Raw genomic sequence first — 18105 nt, forward strand, 5'->3', positions numbered from 1 at the left:
CCCACCGAAGTTGACCCGAGGATTTCCGAGCCGACCTGGGGCGAGCTAGATTTCAGCTCCCTCGACCAGGAAGCGCACCCGGCGCACACCCTGCCATTCGTCGGCATCGAGCCTGAAGGCGAGCTTCACGCGTGCGGGCAGCGGCTCGGTATGGCCGAACCAGATGCCGTCGACCGGCTGCCCCTGGTGCCGCAGCTTGAGCGCCAGGTGCTTCTCGCCCACCAGGCGCTGCGACACCACTTCCACTTCCTCGCTGAAGGTGGGCGGGGCAAAGCCCTGGCCCCACACTTCGCGGTGCAGCGTGTCGACCAGGTCGATGCGCATGTATTCGCGCGCCAGCGGCCCGTCGGTGTCGAGGCGGCGGGTCAGCGTGGCGGCGTCGAGCCACTCGTGCGCCACCTCGGCCAGCGCCTGTTCGAACACGTCGAACTTCTCGCGCGCCACGGTGCAGCCGGCGGCCATCGCATGGCCGCCGAAGCGCAGCAGCACGCCCGGATGGCGCTTGGCCACCAGGTCGAGCGCATCGCGCAGGTGAAAGCCCGGAATCGACCGGCCCGAGCCCTTGAGCTCGTGTTCCTTGCCGGGCGCGCCGCTGGCGGCAAAGACGAAGGTCGGGCGGTGGAAGCGGTCCTTGATGCGCGAGGCGACGATGCCGACCACGCCTTCGTGAAAGTCGGCATCGAACACGCTGATGGCGGCCGGAGGCGCCTCGCTGCCGTCGGCCGTGGCGCCGAACAGCGATTCGGCCAGCAGCAGCGCCTGGTCGCGCATGCCGCCCTCGATGTCGCGCCGCTCGCGGTTGATGCCGTCGAGCATGCGCGCGAGTTCGTCGGCGCGGCCCGCGTCGTCGGTCAGCAGGCATTCGATGCCCAGCGTCATGTCGGCGAGCCGTCCGGCCGCGTTGATGCGCGGGCCGAGCGCGAAGCCGAAGTCGAAGGTGGTGGCCACCGCGGCGTTGCGTCCCGCGGCCTTGAACAGCGCCGCAATGCCGGCCGGCAGCGCGCCGGCGCGGATGCGCCGCAGGCCCTGCGCCACCAGGCGGCGGTTGTTGGCGTCGAGCTTCACCACGTCGGCCACGGTGCCGAGCGCGACCAGCGGGAGCAGCACGTCGAGCTTGGGTTGCGTGGCCGCGGTGAAGACGCCGCGCGCGCGCAGCTCGGAGCGCAGCGCCAGCAGCACGTAGAACATCACGCCGACGCCGGCGATGCTCTTGCTCTCGAAGCCGCAGCCGGGCTGGTTGGGGTTCACCAGCACGTCGGCGGCCGGCAGCTCGGGGCCGGGCAGGTGGTGGTCGGTGACCAGCACCTGCAGGCCGCGCGCCTTGGCCGCGGCCACGCCCTCGACGCTGGCGATGCCGTTGTCGACGGTGATCAGCATGTCGGCGCCGCTGTCGGCCACGCGCTCGGCAATCGGCGGCGTGAGGCCGTAGCCGTCGACCACGCGGTCGGGCACCAGGTAGCTCACGTTCCTTGCGCCGAGCAGGCGCAGGCCCCGCACCGCGACGGCACAGGCGGTGGCGCCGTCGCAGTCGTAGTCGGCCACGATGCACAGGCGCTTGTCGAGCGCCATCGCATCGGCCAGCAGCACCGCGGCCTCGCGCGTGCCGTGCAGGGTGTCGGGCGGCAGCAGGCGCGCCAGGCCGTCGTCGAGCTCGTCCTTGGCCAGCACGCCGCGTGCGGCGAAGAGGCGGGCCAGCAGCGGATGCACGCCGGCCTGCTCGAGCGCCCAGACCGAGCGGGGCGGAATTTCCCTTGCGTAGATCTTCATAGCGCCTCGAGCACGTTGGCGGCGCGCGGCCGGTCGAACAGGCTCCTGGCCCAGCCCACCAGCCCGCGCTGCCGCACCGCGTAGCGCTGTGCCGTACGGTCGCCGCACAGCGTGAGCGTGACGTCGACACCGGCGGTGTAGTCGGCCAGCAGGGTGGCGATGCTGCTCGCGTCCAGCGCCTGCCATGCTTCGGCCCACCCCAGGCCGTCGTCGCGCAGCGCGGCCACGCGCAGCGCGTCGCTCACGGCCGGTGGGACGGTGTCGGCCAAGGGGAGGCCGGCCTCCAGGGCGCCGGTGCCGCTGAGCCAGAAAGAATTGATCGGCGGCACGCCGCGTGCGGCGCGGTCGTCGTTCACGCGCTGGGTGTAGAGCAGCATCTGCATTTCGTTCTGGAGGCGGCGCAGCGGCCGTGCAGCATGGGCCAGCGGCGACCACTGCGAAATCGGGTGGCCCACCGCGCGGTCGATGGAGGCCGTGGCCAGGCCTTCGAAGATGTGCGCGCGCGCGAGCCAGCGGCCGGGCGTGGGAGAAGGGTGCAGCGCAATGCCGTCTTCCTCGAAGAAGGGATGGGCGGCGGCCAGCAGCGCGGCCGATTCGGCGGCATCGATCTCGATCGCGGCCGGGTCGCCCAGCACCACGTCGTCGATGCCCACCTGCCAGTTGCACAGCGAAACCACGCCCCAGCCTTCGCGGTCGCCGGGTTCTGCGATGCCGCTCTGCCTGGCTTCCAGCGCAGCCCAGGGAATGGAGCCATCGGGCGCGGAAATGCCCAGCGCCCTGGCCAGCGCCCGTTCATGGGGCGGCGAACGCGTGCTTTCGTCTTGCGTGTCGGCCTCTGCGAGCGAGAGCCGGGAGAGCAGGGCCTCGAGATTCGGCAGCCGAAGCGTGGGCAGTGCCGCGCGGCAAGCCGGGGAACCGCGGCCGGCAAAGGGGATCAACAAGTGACGTGGGAGAGGTTCGGCCATCTCCCTATTGTCCGGGATGCTAGGATGAAACGCCCCCCGAAGCGCCTTCGGCGCCTCCCCCCCCACTGGGGGGCGCACCCAGCGGCCCGGCAAAGCCGGTTCCGCGGGCGCACCTGGCTGAGCTCAAACTGAAAATATGCGACTTCCTTATGAACTGAAGCTCGGCTGGCGCTACACGCGCGCAGGCCGGGCGACGCGGCGCAACGGCTTCATCTCCTTCATCTCCGGCGTGTCGATGCTCGGCATCGCGTTGGGGGTGGCGGCGCTGATCATTGTGCTCAGCGTGATGAACGGCTTCCAGAAGGAGGTGCGCGACCGCATGCTCGGCGTGGTGTCGCACATCGAGATCCTGTCGCGCGACGGCCAGGCCCTGCCCGACATCGACGCCATCACGGCCGCAGCCCGCAAGAACCCCGAGGTGATCGGCGCGGCGCCCTTCATCGCCACGCAGGCGCTCATTGCGCGCGGCGAGGACATGAAGGGCACGCTGGTGCGCGGCATCGTGCCCAAGCTCGAGCCCGAGGTGACCGACATTGCCACCACGGCACAGAAGGGCACGCTCGACAAGCTGGTGCCGGGCGAATTCGGCATCGTGCTCGGCGGCGAACTGGCGCGCTCGCTGTTCGTGCAGCCGGGCGACCAGGTCACGCTGGTGGCGCCGGGCGGCCAGGTCACGCCGGCTGGCGTGGTGCCGCGGCTCAAGCAGTTCACCGTGGTGGGCACCTTCGATTCGGGCCACTACGAATATGACTCGGCGCTGGCCATGATCCATGCGGAAGACGCCCAGCGCGTGTTCCGGCTCGAAGGCCCGACCGGCATCCGCATCAAGCTCAAGGACCTGAACGAGGCGCGCGAAGTGGCCGACCAGATGGCCGTCACGCTGCCGGGCCAGTTCCTCATCCGCGACTGGACGCGCCAGAACAAGACCTGGTTCGCGGCCGTGCAGGTCGAGAAACGCATGATGTTCATCATCCTCACGCTCATCGTGGCGGTGGCCGCCTTCAACCTGGTGTCCACGCTGGTCATGACGGTGACCGACAAGCGCGCCGACATCGCCATCTTGCGCACGCTGGGCAGTTCGCCGCGCAGCATCATGGGCATCTTCGTGGTGCAGGGGGCGATGGTCGGCGTGATCGGCACGGTGGCCGGGCTGCTGCTGGGGCTGGGCATTGCCTACAACATCGACGTGATCGTGCCGGCGCTCGAGCAGCTCTTCCATGCGAGCTTCCTGCCCAAGGACATCTACCTGATCAGCAAGATGCCGAGCGACCCGCAGCGCAGCGACATCATGCCGATTGCGATCATTTCCCTGGTCCTGGCCTTTCTTGCAACGCTGTATCCCAGCTGGCGCGCGAGCCGCGTCAACCCCGCCGAGGCCCTGCGCTATGAGTGAACGACAAGATACCGCCGCGCCAGGCAATGGCGTGGTGCTGAAGGCGCGCGGCCTCACCAAGCGCTTTCACGAAGGGCGCATCGACCTCACGGTGCTGCACGGCGTCGACCTGGACGTGCGCGCCGGAGAAACGCTGGCCATCGTCGGCGCCTCGGGCTCGGGCAAGAGCACGCTGCTGCACCTGATGGGCGGGCTCGATGCGCCCACGGCCGGCAAGGTCGAGCTGCTCGGCAAGGACATCGCGCATGCCGATGCGGCCGAGCAAGGGCGGCTGCGCAACCGGCACCTGGGCTTCGTCTACCAGTTCCATCACCTGCTGCCCGAATTCAGCGCGCTCGACAACGTGGCGATGCCGCTCAAGATCCGGCGCATGGACTCCGCACAGGCGGCGGCCGCGGCCACGAAGATCCTCGAAAGCGTGGGCCTGGGCGAGCGCCTGCATCACCGGCCGGCCGAGCTCTCGGGCGGCGAACGCCAGCGCGTGGCCATTGCGCGTGCGCTGGTCACGCAGCCGGCCTGCGTGCTGGCCGACGAGCCCACGGGCAACCTCGACCGCAACACGGCCGACACGGTGTTCGCGCTGATGATCGAGCTCGCCCACAAGCACCGCACGGCATTCGTGATGGTCACGCATGACCAGGAGCTCGCGAAGCGCTGCGACCGCGTGCTGCAACTGGTGGCGGGGCGATTGGCGGGCTGAATTGCCGATGCCGCTTGCCACGGCGCATGCAATGTCGCGAAACTGTCTGCCTGTCCGGCAAGATGCCGTGCAATCACAGGAGCGCTTCTGCATCATGGAAACCGACGACGACACCCAGCCCGCAGCCACCGCCGAGCCGCGCAATTCCTACCTGGAAGAGAAAGCCTTCAAGTCGCGCACGCTGCTGATCTTCGGCAGCATCACCGACTCGGTGGCCGCCGACGTGACGCGCAGGCTCATCGCGCTCGATGCCGACAGCCCAGACAAACCCATCGACATCCTGGTGAGCTCGCCCGGCGGCCACCTGGAGTCGGGCGATGCCATTCACGACATCGTGCGCTTCATCTCCGCGCCGGTGAACATGATCGGCACCGGATGGGTGGGCAGCGCCGCCACGCACCTCTACCTGGCGGTGCCGCGCGAGCGGCGCGTGTGCCTGCCGAACACGCGCTTCCTGATCCACCAGCCCAGCGGTGGCGCGGGCGGCCAGGCGACCGACATCGCGATCCAGGCACAGGAAATCATCAAGGCCCGGCAGCGCATCGCGCATGAGATCGCGCGGGAGACCGGCAAGCCCATCGACGTGGTGCTGGCCGACATCGAACGCGACCGCTGGCTCTCGGCCGCCGAGGCGGTCGAGTACGGGCTGGTCTCGCGCATCATCCAGCGCAAGACCGAGCTGCATGCCTGATCAGGCCTTGGGCTTGTAGGCCACCACGTCGATCTCGACCTTGGCGTCGACCATCAGCCGCGCCTCGGTGGTCGAGCGCGCCGGCTTGTTTTCACCGAAGTAGCTCATGTAGATGCGGTTGAAGGCACCAAAGTCGCGCGCGTCCTGCAGCCAGACGGTGCTCTTGCAGACGTCGTCGAGCGTGGCGCCGGCCAGCGCCAGCACCTTTTTCAGGTTCTCCATCACCTGGCGCGTCTGCGCCTCGATGCCGCCCGCCACGATCTCGCCCTCGGCATTCGCAGGCACCTGGCCCGACACATAGATGAAATCGCCGGCGCGCACGGCCGGGGAGAAGGGACGGGCCTGGCGGTCCGAGGCGACGGGCGGGGCGCCGAGGTATTCGAGCGGCATGGGAGAACTCCTGAAGTGAGAAAGAAGAAAAAAGGGGAACTGCAAGTATCGATCCAATCTGAAAATTTGTTTCAGAAAAACCCTCAAACAAGGGTTAACACGGATGATTTGGCATGGATAGTGCTTCAAAGTGCGAGCAGAAGAGAAAATTTCTTTCAAAACCTGCTCGCCCCATGAAGGAGTTCCCCATGTCCCACGCCGGTCTTGTCCAGCGCCTGCCCAAGCTGTCGAAGCGCAGCCTGCTGGGCGCCTCCCTGCTCGCGGTGCTGTGTGCCGCGCTGCCTTCCCAGCCCGCGCACGCCCAGGGGCCGCGCAACTTCGCCACGCTGGCGATGGTGGCCGAACCGCAGACGCTCGACCCGATGGCTTCCACGGCCGACCTGGTCGGAACCATCATGCAGCACGTGTACGAGACGCTCTACACCTTCGACGCCAAGTGGAACGTCGTGCCGATGCTGGCCGAGACCATGCCGAAGATCTCGGCCGACGGCAAGAGCTACGCCATCACCCTGCGCAAGGGCGTGATGCTGCACAACGGGCGCGAACTCAACGCCGACGACGTGGTGGCCAGCCTGCAGCGCTGGATGGACCAGTCGCCGCGCGGCAAGGCCGTGGGCAAGGAAATCGAAAGCCTCAAGGCCAAGGGCGCGCTGGGCGTGGAGGTCGTGCTGAAGGCGCCGTATGCGCCGCTGCTCTCGCAACTCGCGCTGCCCAGCGGCATGGCCGCGATCATGGCGAAGGACTCCATCGCCTCGCCGCTGAAGGAGTTCGTCGGCACCGGCCCCTACAAGTTCAAGGAGCGCCGCCCCGACCAGTTCGTGCTGCTCACGCGCTTCGACAAATACGCGGCGCGCAAGGAGCCCGCGAGCGGCTACGGCGGCAAGCGCGAGGCGGCCATCGAGGAGCTGCGCTTCGTGCCGGTGCCCAATGCCAGCACGCGCGTCGAAGGCGCATTGGCCGGCCAGTACGACTTTGCCGACCTGCTGCCGGTCGAGGCCCTGCCGCGGCTGGAGAAGTCGGGCGGCAAGACCGTGCCGATCATGACGCCTTCATTCGGATTCCCGTATCTCGTGCTCAACACCAAGGAAGGCGTGGCTTCCAACCAGGCCGTGCGCCAGGCCATCCAGTCCGCGCTCGGCGAAGGCGAAATGCTCGCCGCGGGCTTTGGCGACATGCGCTTTTTCGTGGCCGAAGGCAACCACTTTCCCAGGGGCTCGCCGTTCTATTCGACCGCGGGCACCACGCTCTACAACGAGCGCAACGCATCCAAGGCCAAGGAAGCCGCGGCCAAGGCCGGCTACAAGGGCGAGCCGATCCGCGTGCTCACCAGCCGCCAGTACGACTTTCACTACAACATGTCGCTCCTGATGGCCGAGCAGCTCAAGCGCGCCGGCTTCAAGGTCGACCTGAACGTGGTCGACTGGGCCACGCTGGTGCAGCGCCGCAACGACCCGAAGCTGTGGGACATCTACGTGACCCACTCGGGCCAGTTCCCCGAGCCGATGCTCTCGCCGCCGCAGCTGGGCGACGGCGCCCCCGGCTGGTGGGATTCGCCCGCCAAGAAGTCGGCGCTGCAGGCCTTCAATGTCGAGAGCGATCCGGCCAAGCGCGGCGCACTGTGGGGCAAGGTGCAGCAGGTGGTTTATGAAGAAGTGCCGTACATCAACGTCGGCAAGTTCAACGGCCTCTCGGCCAAGAGCCCGGCGCTGGACAACTACCAGCCCGCCACCTGGCCGTTCTTCTGGAACGCAAGGATCAAGTAAACCCCGGGGCGCCACGGAGCCAACCACGCATGTTTCGCTATCTTGCTTCCCGCGCCGCCGGCATGCTCGTCGTGCTCGCCATCGTGGCGGTGCTCGTGTTCGTGCTCACGCGCGCGGCCTCGGGCGACCCGGTCTCGGTGCTGCTGGGCGACCAGGCCACCGCGGCCGACATCGCCCGCGTGCAGAAAGAGTACGGCCTCGACAAGCCGCTGCCCGTGCAGTTCGGCTACTGGCTGCGCGAAGTGCTGCAGGGCAACCTCGGCACCTCGATCTTCCTGCAGCGGCCGGTCACGCAGGCGCTGTGGGAGCGTGCCGAGCCCACCACGCTGCTCGCGCTGATGGCGGTGGCCATCGCGGCGCTGATCGGCGTGCCGTGCGGCATCGTCTCGGCGGTGTTCCGCGGGCGCGTGGTCGACCAGCTCTTCACCGGCGTCGCGATGCTCGGCGCGAGCATTCCGAGCTTCTGGCTCGGCATCGTGCTGATCCAGATCTTTGCCGTGTCCTTCGGCTGGTTTCCTGTCTCTGGCTACGGCGCGCCCGATGCGCCATTCGCCGAACGCCTGCATGCGCTGGTGCTGCCGGCCACGGTGCTGGGCTTGCTGAACTCGGCGCTCATCATCCGCTTCACGCGCGCCTCGATGCTCGACGTGCTCGGCGAAGACTATGTGCGCACCGCGCGCTCCAAGGGCCTGAGCGAAAGCACGGTCGTGCTCAAGCATGCGCTGCGCAATGCGCTGGTGCCCATCGTCACGGTGATCGGCCTCACGGTCGCGCTGATGATCGGCGGCGCCGTCATCACCGAAACCGTGTTCGGCCTGCCGGGCGTCGGCAACCTGGTGGTGAGCGCGGTACTGCGGCGCGACTATCCGGTGATCCAGGGCGCGCTGCTCGTGATTGCCGCGATCTACGTGCTGATCAATTTCTCCATCGACCTGCTCTACGCCGTAGTCGATCCGCGCGTGAAGGTTTGAACACAATGCAAATGCCCCGAATGCTCCGCCAGCTGATGCATCGCCGCATCGTGATGGCTTCCGCGCTGGTGCTGCTGGTCATTGCGGTGCTTGCCATCGGCGCGCCGCTGTTCGCCTCCATCGACCCCAACGACACCGCCGTGCTGCAGCGCCTGAAGGGGCCGAGCGCCGAACACCTGCTGGGCACCGACGAGCTTGGCCGCGACATGTACTCGCGCATCGTGCACGGCGCGCGCTACTCGCTGGCCATTGCGGCGCTCACCGCGCTGGGCGCGGTGGTCGCGGGCACGGTGCTGGGCTTGATGGCTGGCTTCTTCCGCCGTCTCGACACGCCGCTGATGCGCGTGGTCGACGCGATGATGTCCTTCCCCGACATCCTGCTGGCCATTGCGCTGGTGGCCATCCTCGGGCCGTCGCTGATGAACACCGTGCTCGCACTGGTGCTGGTCTATACGCCGCGCGTGGCGCGTGTGGTGCGGGCCTCGACGCTGGTGGTGCGCGAGCTGCTGTTCGTCGAAGCGGTGCGCGCGCTGGGCGTGCGCACCTCGCGCATCCTGTGGCGGCACATCCTGCCGAACCTGATGTCGCCGATCCTCGTGCAGGTGTCCTTCATCTTCGCCTACGCGATCCTGGCCGAGGCGGGGTTGTCGTTCCTCGGCGTGGGCGTGCCGCCCGAGATCCCGACCTGGGGCACCATGGTCGCGGGCAGCCAGCAGTACGCGCACCAGGCCTTCTGGGTGGTGCTGTTCCCGGGGCTCGCGATCATCTTCACCGCGCTCTCGCTGCAGTTGCTGGGCGACGGCGTGCGCGACCTGCTCGACCCCAAATTGAAGAAGACCCTGTGATGACGAACGCCACGACCACCCCGCGTCTCACGGTCAGCAACCTGAGCACCAGCTTTCCCACCGAAGACGGCCTGATCCGTTCGGTGGCCGATGTGAGCTTCTCGATCCAGCCCGGCAGGACGACCGCGCTGGTCGGCGAATCGGGCTCGGGCAAGTCGGTCACCAGCCTCACGCTGATGCGCCTGTTGCCCAAGACCGCGAACGCGCAAGTCAGCGGCCAAGCCTCTTTCGTGACCCGCGAGGGCAAGACGCTCGACCTGCTGCAGATCGGCGAACGCGAGATGCGCAGCCTGCGCGGCAACCAGCTGTCGATGATCTTCCAGGAGCCGATGACCAGCCTGAACCCGGTCTTCACCATCGGCGAGCAGATTGCCGAGAGCGTGCGGCTGCACAAGGGCCTGGACCGCAAGGCAGCCATGGCCCATGCGCTGCGCATGCTGGAGCTGGTCGAGATTCCGGCAGCGGCGCAGCGCATCCACGAATTCCCGCACCAGCTCTCGGGCGGCATGCGCCAGCGCGTGATGATCGCGCTGGCGATGGCCTGCGACCCGACGCTGCTGATTGCCGACGAGCCCACCACCGCGCTCGACGTCACCATCCAGGCGCAGATCCTCGAACTCATGCGCCGGCTGCAGGCCGAGACCGGCATGAGCATTCTCTTCATCACCCACAACCTCGGCGTGGTCGCGCACCACGCGGACGACGTGGTGGTGCTCTACGCGGGGCGCGTGGTCGAGAGCGCGCCCGTGCGGCCGCTGTTCGCGCGGCCCGAGCATCCGTACACGCAGGGCCTGCTGGCCTGCCTGCCGGGCAAGGCGCGCCTGCCGGGGCAGCCCAAGCCCAAGCGGCTGTTCGCGATCCGCGGCCAGGTGTCGAGCCCGCTCTCACCGCCGCCGGGCTGCGCCTTCGAGCCGCGCTGCGACCATGCGCTGGCGGGCTGCAGCGCCGCGATTCCGCCGCTGATCGACATCCGCCAGGACCGCCAGGCGCGCTGCATTCGCGTGCAGCCGGACGCCCAGATCGCGAGGGTCGCATGAGCACCGTGCTGTTCCCGCCTTGCCCGCTCTCCCGCTCGCGGGAGAGGGCTGGGGTGAGGGTGCCCCCCCGCATCCCTCACGAGCACCCTCATCCCCCGCCTTCTCCCGCCAGCGGGAGAAGGAGCCCATACCCGATGCCCACGATGACCACCGTCGCCCCACTCATCGAAGTCCGCGGACTCAAGAAATATTTCGGCGCCGCCGATCGCCCGGTGCGCGCGGTCGACGACGTCTCGTTTGCCATCCAGCCCGGCGAAACGCTGGGCCTGGTCGGCGAATCGGGCTCGGGCAAGAGCACCATCGGCCGCACCGTGCTGCGCCTGGTCGAACGCACCGAGGGCCAGGTGCTCTACCGCGGCGACGACATCGGCGCGCTGTCGGGCGAACGCATGCGCCGGCTGCGCAGCAAGCTGCAGATCATTTTTCAGGACCCGTATGCGAGCCTGAATCCGAAGATGCGCATCAGCGCCATCCTCGGCGAGGCGCTCTCCACGCACGGCCTGCACAAGGGCGCGGCGGCGCGCGACAAGCGCATTGCCGAGCTGCTCGAAACCGTGGGCCTGCGCGCCGAGCATGCGAGCCGCTTTCCGCACGAGTTCTCGGGCGGGCAGCGCCAGCGCATCGGCGTGGCGCGCGCGCTCGCGGTCGAGCCCGAGTTCATCGTGGCCGACGAGCCGCTGTCGGCGCTCGACGTGTCGATCCAGTCGCAGGTCATCAACTTGCTGGCCGACCTGCGCGAGCGGCTCGGCCTCACCATGCTCTTCATCTCGCACGACCTCGACGTGGTCGAGTACCTGTGCGACCGCGTGGTGGTGCTGTACCTCGGCAAGGTGATGGAGGTGGCCACCACCGACGAGCTGTTCGCACGGCCTTCGCATCCCTACACGCAGGCGCTGCTGGCCGCGAGCCCGAAGCCCGATCCCACGCTCGCCACCGAGCGCATCGCGCTCAAGGGCGACATCCCGAGCCCGATCTCGCCGCCTTCGGGCTGCGTGTTCCGCACCCGCTGTCCGCACGCCATCGAGGCCTGCGCGCAGACTGTGCCGCCGCTCGACGAAATATCTACTGGACACTACAGCGCCTGCATCCGAAAAGAGTTGCTCTCCAACATTGCCGCATGACCATGACCGACACCACCGCCACCGCTGACAAGGACTTCAACGACCCGCTGCTGGGCACCAGCTTCAAGGGCTACCCCCGCACCCAGCCGCCGCGCCGCCGCAGCGAAGTCGGCGCCGCGGGATGGAACGTGCTGGCAGGCGACCTGCCGCTGCCGCTGGCCGTGCTCAAGCGCGAGGCGCTCGAGCACAACCTGGCCTGGATGCAGTCGCGCGTGCGCGAGTGGGGCATCGACCTGGCGCCGCACGGCAAGACCACCATGTCGCCGCAGCTCTTCCAGCGCCAGCTCGATGCCGGCGCCTGGGGGCTGACCTTCGCCACCGTCACACAGCTTGGCGTGGGCGTGGCGGCCGGCGCGCGCCGCACGCTGATCGCCAACCAGGTGGTGAGCGACGAAGACCTGGCCGGCATCCAGCTGCTGCTGCAGGCGCACGCGGATCTGCGCGTGGTGTTCCTGGTCGATTCGCTGGCGCAGCTCGCATTGATCGAGGACTGGTCGAAGCGCCATCCCGAGAGCGTGCCCTTCGAGGTGATGCTGGAGATCGGCGTCGAGGGCGCGCGTACCGGCTGCCGCACGCATGAGGAAGCCGTGGCGCTTGCCACGCGGCTGCGTGCCAGCGATGCGGTCAAGCTCGTCGGCATCGAAACCTACGAAGGGCAGGGCGCCACGGGTTCCAGCGAGCCCGACACGGCCTACGCCAACACGCTGATGGACCGCGTGGAAGCCATCGCGCGCCATTGCGACACGCAGCAGCTGTTCGAAACCGACGAGGTGCTGGTTTCGGCCGGCGGCTCGGCCATCTTCGATCTCGTGGCCGGGCGCCTGAAGCCCGCGCTGGGTTCGCCGGTGCGCGGCTTGCTGCGCTCGGGCTGCTACGTGACGCACGACCACGGCTTCTACAAGCGCATGGTGAGTGCGGTGGACGAGCGCCTGGGCTGCGGTTGCGGCGAGAGCCTGCGCCCTGCGATGGAAGTGTGGGCCACGGTGCAGTCGCGGCCCGAGCCGGGCCTGGCCATTCTTGCCGTGGGCAAGCGCGACATCTCCTTCGACCTTTCGATGCCGGTGCCGATCGCGCGCGCCGCACGCGGCATGCTCGAAGCGCAAGCCGTGCCCGCCGGCTGGAAGATCACCGCGCTCAACGACCAGCACGCCTACCTGCGCTGGGACGCCGCCGAAGAAGTGCAGGCTCCCGTGGTCGGCGACCGCGTCGGCCTCGGCATCTCGCACCCCTGCACCACCTTCGACAAATGGCACTGGATGCCGGTGGTCGAAGAGAACTACCGCGTGAGCGACGCCGTCGCCATGCATTTCTGAACCCGCTGCGATGACCCCCTCCCTGCTTCAGAAGATCGCGCAGATCCGCAGCAGCGCGCCCGCCACGCGGCGCGCGATTCTCGACCTGATCCTCGAAGACCCCGACCGCGCGCTCGAAGAGAGTTTCGAGCAGCTGGCCGAGCGCTCGCGCAGCTCTGTGCCCACCATCATGCGCACCTGCCGCGACCTCGGCTTTGCGGGCTTGCGCGAATTCAAGCTCGCGCTCGCGCAGGAGCTGGCGCTCGGCGGCTCGCCGCTGCACCGGCGCGTGAACATCGAGGATGCAGCCGACGAAGTCGTCAGCAAGATCGCGCGCAGCGCAGCAGCCTCGGTGTCGGGCGTGCGCGGGCAGCTCGACATGCAGGTGCTGGAAGGGGCGGTGGCCGCCATCGCGGCCGCGCCGCACGTCGACCTGTACGGCGCGGGCGCCACGTCGTGGTTCATGGCCAACGATCTGCAGGCACGCCTCTTCAGGCTCGGCCTCTCGGCCAATGCCTGGGCCGACTACCACCTGCAACAGGTGGCGGGTGCGGCGCAGCGTCCGGGCGGCGTGGTCATTGCCATCTCGCACGTGGGCGGCATGCCTTCGCTGCTCGATGCGGTGGACATCGCGCGCGGACAGGGCGCCAAGGTGGTCGCGCTCACGCGGCCCGGCACGGCCCTGGCGGCCAAGGCCGACTTCCTGCTGGGCCTCTCGGTACCCGACGATGCCGTGATGCACGTGGGCATCGATGCCTACCTGACACACCTCACCGCCATCGAGATCCTCACGGTGCTGGTGGCGCAACGCCGCGGCGAGCCCGCAGTGCAGCGCCTGCAGCGCGCACGCGAGGCCTTCCAGCGCCACGGCATCGACGCCACCACGCATCCGCTGCAAAGCTGGGACGGCGGCGGCATCAACACCGGAGGCCGCGCATCGTGAGCGATCGATCGAGAGCCATATTGCTCGAGGCCGGACTGGTGGTCGACGGCTCGGGCGGTCCTTCGTGGCCCGGGGACGTGCTGCTGCAGGGCGACCGCATCCTCGCGCTCGGAGAAGGCCTGCGCGAGCGGCTTCCCGAAGGCCTTGCGCTCGCCGGCATCGAGATCGTCGACTGCCGCACGAAGGTGATTGCACCCGGCTTCATCGATGCGCACACGCACGACGATGCCATCGTGCTGCGCGACCCGCTGTGCCTGCCGAAGGTGTCGCAGGGCATCACCACCGTGGTGACGGGAAACTGCGGGATTTCGCTCGCGCCGTACCGCACGCCGCAGTCCAAGCCGCCGCTCACGCTGCTGGGCAGCGAATCGTTCAAGCACGCGACCATGGCCGAGTACCGCGCGGCCGTCGATGCGGCGCAGCCCGCGCTCAACGTGGCGGCACTGGTGGGCCACACCACCTTGCGCTTCGCGGCCATGGAAGCGCTCGACCGGGCCGCGAGCGGCGACGAGTTGGCGCGCATGGAGGCGCTGCTCGAGGGCTGCATGGCCGAAGGCGCACATGGGCTGTCTTCGGGGCTGTTCTACGAAGAAGCGTTTGCTGCACCGGCCGAAGAAGTGACCGCGCTCGCGCGCGTCGTGGCAAGGCATGGCGGCGTCTACGCGACGCATCTGCGCAGCGAGATGCAGCAGATCATCGAGGCGCTGCACGAAGCGGGCGACACCGCTTTCAGCGCCGGCGTGCCGCTGGTCATCTCGCACCACAAGTGCGCAGGCCCCGCCAACTGGGGCCGCACGAAAGAGACGCTGCCGTTGATCGAAGCGCTCGCGCAGCGGCAGAAGATCTCGATGGACGTGTACCCTTACGTGGCCGGTTCCACCGTGCTGCGCGAAGACCTGGTCGACGGCGTCATCGACGTGCTGCTGACCTGGTCCGACCCGCACCCCGAGATGACCGGCCGCCTGATCTCCGACATCGCGCGCGAGTGGGGCACCACCGAGCAGGAGGCCTGCCTGCGGCTGAAACCCGGCGGTGCCTGCTACTTCCAGATGCAGGAAGAAGACGTGGAGCGCGTCATCGCGCACCCGCTCACCATGATCGGCAGCGACGGCCTGCCGCACGACCGCCATCCGCATCCGCGCCTGTGGGGCGCGTTCCCGCGCGTGTTCGCGCGCTACTGGCGCGAGCGCCGCCTGTTCACGCTCGAGCAGGCCGTGCACAAGATGAGCGGCATGACCGCACGCAACCTGCGCATTGCCGACCGCGGCCTGCTGCGCACGGGCGCCATGGCCGACGTGGTGGTGTTCGACCCCGAGACCATCGCCGACACTGCCACCTACGACAAGCCGCACGGCGTGAGCCTGGGGGTGGAGCGGGTGTTCGTGAACGGTGTGCTGGCGTATCGCGGCGGCGCTGAAGCGAAGGTGCTCGCGCGCGCGGGGCGGATGCTGACTCGCGGTGGTTAGGCTGAACACCATGCGTTCGGGTCGCTTGTGTTCAGGGCGCGTGCGCAGGCCACCGGGTACTCCCCTCCGCGAATGTCCCCCGCCTTCGGCTCCTCCTAGATTTCGCTGCGGGGAGTACCCGATGCCCCGTGCACAGGGGCGCGGCTGTTGATCCTGCGATGAACGACCGCTGCGCATAACGCTCACGTCGATGGGGTGCCTTGCGCAGCGAAATCAAGGAGGAGGCCGAAGGCCGGGGGACATTCGCTTCGCCGCGTACCCCGTCGGCGGGAGCGCGCCCTGAACAGAGCCGCACCCCACCCCCGAACGACGCGGACCTGGAGAAGTTTCTGGGGACCGCTTAAATCGGATGGTGCCGCGGCGTCGTCCGGACTGTCCTCCAGCGCAGCTCGGTGAAGGCTTCGACACCCGCCCTGCCACCGAATCGCCCATAGCCCGATGACTTGACGCCGCCGAAGGGCATCTGCGCCTCGTCGTGCACTGGCCGCACACCGCGCACTGCTTGCAGAGTTGCCATGAATGCTTAAGCAGCGGTTGTGTCGAAGCGGGCATCAAACTTAAATCTTCCTGGTTAACGAGCTTCGCGGCGGGCGGTGCCTGTTCAAAAAAAAGATGCCGCAAGGCTCGCGCAGCCTCGAGAGCGACGCTTCCCGCTGGTATCTTCGTGCGCGCAATTCAGCTTCATGCCACCACGCCCGTTGTCGACGCATTGGGTGCTTCACATGCCCCTTCGTCACTACCGAATCTTTCCGCGCTACGCGTTCTACTGTGTGCTGGCCGGCCTTGCCGCGATCTATGTCTTCTGCGCCATGGTGCTGGTGCCGGCAAAGATCTACATCCTTCCCTACCTCATCACACCGGACTTCGTTCGCTACAAGGGCGCCTTCTTCGTGCTGGTGCTGGCGATCCCGGCCGCAATCTACCTGATCGGCTGGAAGGGGAACGACTTCTTCGCGTGGTTGCGAACCCCGCAGGTGCTGATCCTGGGCGCGCACGGCCTGCAGCTCGGTGCGACGACCGTCGCCTTCGCCGACGTGACGCGGCTGCGCCATCGCCACAACCGCAACCACCTGCTGCTCACCACCCGCGACGGAAAGACGCTGCGGCTGCGGCTCGACCTGTGGGACGACGCGCATGCGCTGGTCGCCGAAGTGGAAGAGGCCGTGGGCGAGGTGCTGCGGCACGACGTCGAGCGACGCCTGCATGCCGGCGACACCGTGCCCTTCGGTGCGCTGGCGCTGAGTGCGGACGGCCTGGTGCACAAGGGCCAGCTCATCGCGTGGTCGAGCATCGACACGATCCGCACCCAGTCCGACGCCGAAGCCATGGACGTCGACGAGCACCTGGTGATCGTCGCCAACGGCAGGACCCGCAAGATCGATCGCTCGAAGATCGACAACGAACCGGTGCTGATGGTGTGCCTCATGCAGCGCCTTCCGTCGGCCTGAGCCTTCTCTTTTTTCCTTCATCTCCAATACACAGCGATACAGCGACTCAAAAAAATGGAAATCTACAGCTCCGCCAGCCAGCAGGAAAAAACCCGCCAGGACCGCCCCGTCTTCTACTCCCGTACGCGACTGATCGCCGGTACCACCCTCTGGGTTGTGGTGGCGGTCGTGCTGACCGTGCTCTGCATCCGCGCGCAGGACAAGAACATCGGCATCCTCATTGCGGCGGGCTTCGGTCTGCTGGCCGCGTGGCTGGCCGTCAAGTGCATCCGCACGCTGGCCAACATCGGGACGCCCGCGTTCGTCATCGGCCACCAGGGCCTGACCTTCGAGAACGGCCTGCTGCTTCCATGGCACAACATCGTCGAAAACACCTGGGTCAACCAGGACTACATGGGCATTCCCATCGGCAAGCAGATCCAGATCAAGACCGACCTGCCCAAGCCGAAGGCCCGCGTGCTGCGCCGCGCGACCGCACTGGAGATTTCGGGCGATGAGTACCTCGCCCTGTGCGACGCCTATGCGGCGTAAGAGGCAACCGGGCGTCTGAGCCCCCGGCCGCGCAAGACCCGGCGCCTGCTGGTAGGCTGGCGGGCCTCCATCCTCAGGACTCGCCTTCGCGAGTCCCCTGCGCATGAATGCCTCTCACCGCCGGCCGGTTCCGTTGAACAAGGCCTACCGTCTCCTGAACCACGGACCCACCGTCCTCGTGAGCGCCGCGCACGACGGCCAGCGCAACATCATGGCTGCGGCCTGGGCGATGCCGCTGGACTTCGATCCGCCCAAGGTGGCGGTCGTGCTCGACAAGAGCACCTGGACGCGCGTGCTGCTCGAAGGCGCGGGCACCTTCGCGCTGCAGGTGCCCACGCGCGCGCAGCTCGACCTGACCGATGCGCTGGGCAACAGTTCGGGCCGAGAGATCGCGGAACGCGATGGGCACGACAAGTTCGCGGCCTATGGCCTCCAGACCTTCGCCGGTGTCGCAACCGACGCGCCGCTGCTGGAAGACTGCGCGGCCTGGCTCGAATGCCGCCTCTTGCCCGAGCCGCCGATCCAGCAGCGCTACGACCTGTTCCTGGGCGAGGTGATCGCGGCGCAGGCCGATGCGCGCGTGTTCGCCGAGGGGCGCTGGCACTTCGAGGGCCACGACGAACTGCGCACGCTGCACCATGTGGCGGGCGGGCATTTCATCGTCGATGGCGAGGCGGTCGATGCGCGGCCGCTGGCGCCCGTGCGCCCCCGGCTGTCTCCCGGGTGACCGGTTCCCCGGGGTCAGGGAACGGGCCCGCGCTTCGAGGGCGCCACGCGCATGC

General features: G+C 68.2%; 17 protein-coding genes and 1 pseudogene. 14 read left to right on the forward strand and 4 right to left on the reverse strand.

Translation table 11 applies throughout. The annotated features are described in order from the left end of the window. Positions 1–45: 45 nt before the first annotated feature. A complete protein-coding gene (gene recJ / locus VAPA_RS06260; RefSeq protein WP_021005924.1) occupies positions 46–1767 on the reverse strand; it encodes a single-stranded-DNA-specific exonuclease RecJ in 1722 nt (573 codons plus the stop codon). Beyond that, on the reverse strand, positions 1764–2732 hold the full coding sequence (locus VAPA_RS06265; RefSeq protein WP_021005925.1) for a hypothetical protein: 969 nt from the start codon (positions 2730–2732) through the stop codon (positions 1764–1766). Before VAPA_RS06265 ends, recJ begins: the two co-directional genes overlap by 4 nt. A 136-nt stretch (positions 2733–2868) precedes the next feature. On the opposite strand from VAPA_RS06265, the gene VAPA_RS06270 reads away from it, so the two are divergent. The 3 genes from VAPA_RS06270 (at position 2869) to VAPA_RS06280 (ending at position 5516) form a co-directional block, all read left to right on the forward strand. Further along, positions 2869–4125, forward strand: coding sequence for a lipoprotein-releasing ABC transporter permease subunit (locus VAPA_RS06270; protein WP_021005926.1), 1257 nt, complete (start codon positions 2869–2871; stop codon positions 4123–4125). Beyond that, positions 4118–4825, forward strand: coding sequence for a lipoprotein-releasing ABC transporter ATP-binding protein LolD (gene lolD, locus VAPA_RS06275; RefSeq protein WP_041946026.1), 708 nt, complete (start codon positions 4118–4120; stop codon positions 4823–4825). The genes VAPA_RS06270 and lolD overlap by 8 nt, the downstream gene beginning before the upstream one ends. Before the next feature lie 94 nt (positions 4826–4919). Beyond that, positions 4920–5516 (forward strand): ATP-dependent Clp protease proteolytic subunit, encoded by a 597-nt coding sequence (locus VAPA_RS06280; RefSeq protein WP_021005928.1) that lies wholly within the window; start codon positions 4920–4922, stop codon positions 5514–5516. Here VAPA_RS06280 and VAPA_RS06285 read toward each other — a convergent pair whose 3' ends face one another. Further along, positions 5517–5906 (reverse strand): RidA family protein, encoded by a 390-nt coding sequence (locus tag VAPA_RS06285; protein WP_021005929.1) that lies wholly within the window; start codon positions 5904–5906, stop codon positions 5517–5519. Positions 5907–6094: 188 nt separating this feature from the next. On the opposite strand from VAPA_RS06285, the gene VAPA_RS06290 reads away from it, so the two are divergent. The 8 genes from VAPA_RS06290 to VAPA_RS06325 all read left to right on the forward strand — a co-directional run bounded on the left by VAPA_RS06290 (position 6095) and on the right by VAPA_RS06325 (position 15344). Then, positions 6095–7669, forward strand: a complete 1575-nt coding sequence (locus tag VAPA_RS06290; RefSeq protein WP_021005930.1) for an ABC transporter substrate-binding protein — start codon at positions 6095–6097, stop codon at positions 7667–7669. 29 nt (positions 7670–7698) lie between these two features. Continuing rightward, positions 7699–8640, forward strand: a complete 942-nt coding sequence (locus VAPA_RS06295) for an ABC transporter permease (protein ID WP_021005931.1) — start codon at positions 7699–7701, stop codon at positions 8638–8640. Between the two features lie 5 nt (positions 8641–8645). Beyond that, positions 8646–9485: an ABC transporter permease gene (locus VAPA_RS06300; RefSeq protein ID WP_021005932.1), complete on the forward strand. Its 840-nt coding sequence runs from the start codon at positions 8646–8648 to the stop codon at positions 9483–9485. Continuing rightward, on the forward strand, positions 9485–10522 hold the full coding sequence (locus VAPA_RS06305; RefSeq protein ID WP_021005933.1) for an ABC transporter ATP-binding protein: 1038 nt from the start codon (positions 9485–9487) through the stop codon (positions 10520–10522). Before VAPA_RS06300 ends, VAPA_RS06305 begins: the two co-directional genes overlap by 1 nt. Positions 10523–10665: 143 nt before the next feature. Next, a complete protein-coding gene (locus tag VAPA_RS06310; RefSeq protein ID WP_041946355.1) occupies positions 10666–11643 on the forward strand; it encodes an ABC transporter ATP-binding protein in 978 nt (325 codons plus the stop codon). Between the two features lie 2 nt (positions 11644–11645). After that, on the forward strand, positions 11646–12956 hold the full coding sequence (locus VAPA_RS06315) for an amino acid deaminase (protein ID WP_196232548.1): 1311 nt from the start codon (positions 11646–11648) through the stop codon (positions 12954–12956). 10 nt (positions 12957–12966) lie between these two features. After that, a complete protein-coding gene (locus tag VAPA_RS06320) occupies positions 12967–13878 on the forward strand; it encodes a MurR/RpiR family transcriptional regulator (protein WP_021005936.1) in 912 nt (303 codons plus the stop codon). Next, positions 13875–15344, forward strand: coding sequence for an N-acyl-D-amino-acid deacylase family protein (locus tag VAPA_RS06325; RefSeq protein WP_021005937.1), 1470 nt, complete (start codon positions 13875–13877; stop codon positions 15342–15344). The genes VAPA_RS06320 and VAPA_RS06325 overlap by 4 nt, the downstream gene beginning before the upstream one ends. A 340-nt stretch (positions 15345–15684) precedes the next feature. Here VAPA_RS06325 and VAPA_RS34390 read toward each other — a convergent pair. After that, a pseudogene (locus VAPA_RS34390) lies at positions 15685–15825 on the reverse strand (aldehyde dehydrogenase family protein); the annotation flags it as partial. Positions 15826–16066: 241 nt separating this feature from the next. Between VAPA_RS34390 and VAPA_RS06330 the strand changes: the two are divergent. The 3 genes from VAPA_RS06330 to VAPA_RS06340 all read left to right on the forward strand — a co-directional run bounded on the left by VAPA_RS06330 (position 16067) and on the right by VAPA_RS06340 (position 18050). Further along, positions 16067–16792 (forward strand): hypothetical protein, encoded by a 726-nt coding sequence (locus VAPA_RS06330; protein ID WP_051255307.1) that lies wholly within the window; start codon positions 16067–16069, stop codon positions 16790–16792. 54 nt (positions 16793–16846) lie between these two features. Continuing rightward, entirely contained in the window at positions 16847–17323 is a 477-nt protein-coding gene (locus tag VAPA_RS06335; protein WP_021005940.1) for a hypothetical protein, read from the forward strand. Positions 17324–17426: 103 nt separating this feature from the next. Then, positions 17427–18050 carry a flavin reductase family protein gene (locus tag VAPA_RS06340; protein ID WP_021005941.1) on the forward strand — a complete coding sequence of 208 codons (624 nt, stop codon included), beginning with the start codon at positions 17427–17429 and terminating at the stop codon, positions 18048–18050. The last annotated feature ends 55 nt before the right edge of the window (positions 18051–18105 follow it).

It is taken from the genome of Variovorax paradoxus B4 (genome assembly GCF_000463015.1).
In the GTDB taxonomy this organism is placed as follows: Bacteria; Pseudomonadota; Gammaproteobacteria; order Burkholderiales; family Burkholderiaceae_C; genus Variovorax; species Variovorax paradoxus_E.